The sequence below is a fragment of the Gammaproteobacteria bacterium genome (genome assembly GCA_022340215.1).
In the GTDB taxonomy this organism is placed as follows: Bacteria; Pseudomonadota; Gammaproteobacteria; order JAJDOJ01; family JAJDOJ01; genus JAJDOJ01.
Window position 1 is genome coordinate 1 of the sequence record JAJDOJ010000051.1, and the last position, 3,985, is coordinate 3,985.

Here is a 3,985-nt window from a genome sequence, read left to right on the forward strand (position 1 = left end):
AAGGATGATTTGGAGCTGTGGTTGGAGATACTGATGGGTTAACTCCATCTTTAGCAGACCTTTATTGGGTTTTACTTATTTGGTGCCTGATGACAGCTTCGCTATCACTGGGTCTTGTTATCGATCGCATTGGTTTGAGGACCCATAATAGCGAATCGCCCCTGTTCTCTACCTGCTGCAAGCGGACCGTGCCCAATTGCACAAGGGAGATGCAGACCTCCGATGCCGGGGGCTGCGGAACCGCTGTGCGAGCGAGTCGTGCCGCTCCGCCGCTATTACGGAAGGTTCGACCCGCTTGCGCCATGCATAGGAGCAGTCTGCTGCCTTTCCGGGTCAGCGTTCGACCGGCCCACCTTGACGAGGCACACAGTCAGTACTTCCCTGGTAGCTCGACGACCGCATCCTTGCGGTCGACTGCCTCGGCAAGGCGGGGCCGGCCAAATGGTGAGCAGGCGTGGAAGATAAAGGAAGGTTAGCAGCGGCGCGGCAATGGTGGCGGTTGGCCTGGTCGCCGGCGTACGCCGAAAAGTGCGCCGCTCACCCCGAACGGGAATGTCCGCTACCAGCTGAAGACCCCGTATCGTGACGGCGCCACACATGTTATCTTTGAGCCGCTCGATTTCATCGCCCGGTTGGCGGCTTTGGTGCCCAAACCGCGGGTCAACCTGACTCGTTTCCACGAGGTGTTTGCACCGAACAGCCAACACCGCGCGCCGGCGAACCCGTCGCCGGGGTGGATTCGGGCACCGTGACGCCACTCAAAGGCGATTGGCGGTCGGAGCGATCGCCGACCGCAGGTGCCGACACGGATGAGGAGGGACTGCCGGCCGCCGAAAAGAGGTTTATACTGACGGATCGGCAGCGTTCGTTCCCATAGCTCGGTGCTTTGTCATGTGAGACAATTTGGTGTGAGCGTGGAAAACTGCGGAATCCCCGATCCATAAATTATCCTTAATAATGCTTGGAAACCGACCGGCTGTTTGAGCACGGCGAGGAAAGAAAATGATGCATCAGTCTCAAGTCAAGGGCCTGTCCAAGGACCAGGTTGAGGTATTGTCGAGCACGACGAGTTCCCAGGAGTCGGTCAAGGACAGCAAGGCAGACCGCGAACGGTATAAGTACCCCGGTATTGAGACGGTCATTCACGGCAATGGCGCCATCGCCCATGTGATGGGTCACGTGTGCGGCGGTGTGATTGGGTATCCGATTACACCCTCCACCGAGATCTCGGAGCTCTTCGAGGCCTTCCGCGCCAAGGGCGGGTGCAATGTCTGGGGGAAACATCCGTTTTTCTTCGAACCGGAAGGTGAGCATTCGGCGCAGAGCGGCGCGATGGGAGCGGCGCTCACCGGCGGCCGGTATATCTCTAACGCCTCCTCCAGCCAGGGGATTCTATACGGATTGGAATCCCACTACGTGACCGTGGGCAAGAAGGTCGGCGGTTTCGTGTTGCATGTCGCCGCGCGCGTTGTCTCCAGGCATTCCTTGAACGTGATGGCCGGGCACGACGACGTCTACGCACTACTACCCTCCGGCTATACCGTCCTGTTCGGCAGCAATCAGCAGGAGGCCGCCGACCTGGCTGCCATCGCATACAAGGTCAGCGCCCTCTCGCTGATCCCGGTAGCAAACGCCATGGATGGTTTTGCGACAAGCCACATGCAAAGTGAGGCTCTGATGCCAGAGCCGGAGCTGTTAAAGGAATTCCTGGGAGATCCGGCCAGCCGAATCAAGGCGCCAACCGTTGCGCAGGAGATGCTCTTTGGCGCCAAGGGGCGCGTCTTTCAGTTACAGCAGTACCTGAACCGCCGTCAAGGGGACATGCCGCAGGCTGACCTGACGCAAGTACGGTCTTTTCTGCAGAGCCGGGGTGAGGATATCGAGCCCGATAACGAAGGGACGATGATTGGCGAGACCTTGGAATGGATTCCGCTAGAGCTGCACGGCCAGTGGCGCCGGCAGTGGCTCGGTGCCTATGAAAAGGGGACGCGCCAGCGGGTTCCCGCCCTGGTAGACGTGAACAACCCGGGACTGACCGGTGGCGTGCAGAACCAGCCGGACTTCCAGGCCGGCTCGGTCGACCACAGGACGCATTTTGCCAACGACGTGTCAGGCTTTGTCAGGCAGGCGATGACGGAGTACGGGGAGCTGACCGGACGCTTCTATCGCCCTGTGCAGACCTTCCTCACCGAGGACGCCGAGCATGTCATCGTCGGCCTGGGCTCGGTTACCGATGACGCCGAGGCGGTCGCGATGTACCTGCGTGACCAAGGCAAGAAGGTGGGGGTGGTGTCGATCAAGCTGCTCCAGCCGTTTCCGGAAGGGGACCTGGTCTCGGCGCTCGAAGGCAAGAAGGCTGTCACGATCCTCGAACGCTCCGATGCCACGGCGCTCACGAATCTGGTGACGCAAGCGTTGTGCAAGGCACGAGAGAACGGAGACCTGATCCGACATCAGGGGATCCCACCGATCACCAGCCTGCCGAAGATCAGCACTGGCGTCTTCGGTCTGGGGGCGCACGATCTGCAGCCCAGACATCTGATTGCCGCCTTCAAGAACATGGAAAACCCTCTCAGCGTGCCGTTCTTCTATCTGGGCTCGCAGTTCTTCGCGAAGAATCCCTCGCCACGTATTGCCGCGTTGCAGGATAGGTTGCGAGAGGCCTACCCAGAAACTGAGTTCATGGCCTTCGAGACGGAGGAGAACCCCTCTCTGCTCCCGCCCGGCTCCATGCGCATCCGCTTTCACTCGGTGGGTGGATACGGAACCATTGCCACGGGGAAGCTGTTGACGGACATTCTCGCGGGCGTAACCGGCATGCACTCCAAGTCCGCGCCGAAATACGGCTCTGAGAAGAGTGGCGCGCCGACGAACTTCTACATCTCGTTGAGTCCGGAGCCGATCAGGCTCACCAATGCGGAGTTGGAAGACGTCGAGATCGTTGTCTCCCCCGACCACAAGGTCTTCAGCCATACCAACCCGCTGCGCGGGCTGGGCGCGGACGGCATCTTGATCATGCAGTCTCATCGCACCCCGCTGGAGGTGTGGAAGGAACTGCCCGCCCACGCGCGCAAGACGATTCGCGAGAAGGGGATTCACCTCTACGTTGTCGATGCCTTCGGTGTGGCCAAGAAGCATGCGCCCGCGCCGGATCTGGAGATCAGGATGATGGGCATCGCATTCATCGGTGCCGTCTGTGGGTATGTGGACCGGATTGCCGCGGGTGCATCGCGCGAGGCGATCCTGGACCTGATTCAGCAACAGGTAACGAAGAAGTTCGGCGCCAAGGGGGCTGACGTCGTCGAAAGCAACATGTCCGTGATCAGGGAGGGGCTCGAGGCGACGCTGGAGGTGGACTATAACGACCCGGCATTCAAGGCGGCGGAACAGCTCGTGCAGGTGCCGACCGGGCCGGACGTTGCCATATCCGCCTCCATGGCGAAGCGCACTGGCAGCGCGGTCGCCAACGGGATATTCGATCAGGACTATTACGACGAGATTTTCGCGGACCGCTTCAAGGACGGAACCATTGGAGAAGCACCGGTGATGCCCGGGACCGGTCTGTTTATGCCAGGGGCGAGTGGCGGCTGGAAGGACAAGGGCCTGTTCCGGCTCCAGGTGCCCAAGTACATCCCCCATCTCTGTACCGGTTGCATGGAGTGTGCGGAGGTCTGTCCCGATGGGGCAATACCGAATACGGTGCACGAGATCCACGATCTCTTACTGACCGCCATATCCGCACTGGGCGTAACCGAGCAGCAGAAGCAGCTCATGTCGAGTCACGTCTTTGCGTTGACGGAGACGATTCGTGATGCTTACCGGAAGCTGCCGAGCAAAGATCCGAAGTCATTCAAGGACATCGCCGCGGAGGCGGTCGCCCGGATCGACACCGAGAATGCCACGCTCAAGCGTAGCTTTGAGAAGATGATAGAGGCGCTCGCCGTGTATCCGGTGGTGAAGACGAGGCCTTTCTTCGATGCGATGG

General features: G+C 60.2%; 1 protein-coding gene and 1 pseudogene. Both read left to right on the top strand.

What is annotated here, in order from left to right:
• The first annotated feature begins 548 nt into the window (after positions 1 to 548).
• A pseudogene (locus LJE91_03715) lies at positions 549 to 713 on the top strand (transposase).
• Positions 714 to 1,170: 457 nt separating this feature from the next.
• On the top strand, positions 1,171 to 3,985 hold a 2,815-nt coding region (locus LJE91_03720; protein ID MCG6867848.1), incomplete at its 3' end, for a 2-oxoacid:acceptor oxidoreductase family protein.